The sequence below is a fragment of the Gordonia sp. UBA7860 genome (genome assembly GCF_002500165.1).
Taxonomy (GTDB): Bacteria; Actinomycetota; Actinomycetes; order Mycobacteriales; family Mycobacteriaceae; genus Gordonia; species Gordonia sputi.
This window is the reverse complement of sequence record NZ_DLSO01000156.1, coordinates 1-443: the sequence shown is the minus strand read 5'-3', so window position 1 is coordinate 443 and position 443 is coordinate 1. Positions and strand designations below refer to the sequence as shown.

Sequence of the window (443 nt, the reverse complement as noted above, 5' to 3'; positions counted from 1 at the left end):
GGGCGCGACGATCGTGTCGGGTTGGGAGATCGCGTACAACCAGCTCTTCACTGCCGGAGAAGGCAAGGGTGACAAGCCGATAGTGCTGTCGTACGCCTCGTCGCCTGCTGCGACGCCGGGGACGAGTGCACTACTGGACAGTTGCTTTCGGCAGGTCGAGTACGTCGGCGTGCTCAAGGGTGCTCCCAATGCGGCCGGTGCCCGCAAACTCGTCGACTTCATGCTGAGTCCCACTGTGCAGAAGGCGCTTCCGGCGTCGATGTACGTGTACCCGGTGCAGAAGAACACGCCGTTGCCCGACGGCTGGGCGCAACGTGCACCGATCCCACAGTCGACGGTGAATCTTCCGCCCGCATACATTGCGCAGAATCGGGAGACGTGGCTTCAGCAATGGCGCAGCGCAGTCGGTCGCTGAACAGCAACCGCCTCGGACGCTGGCTGCT

1 protein-coding gene is annotated in these 443 nt (G+C 63.4%); it reads left to right on the top strand.

Features of this window, described 5'->3' with window-relative positions:
• Nucleotides 1-415: extracellular solute-binding protein (locus tag B3T59_RS19400; protein WP_287004883.1), on the top strand; the 415-nt coding region annotated here is incomplete at its 5' end.
• Between the last annotated feature and the right edge of the window lie 28 nt (nucleotides 416-443).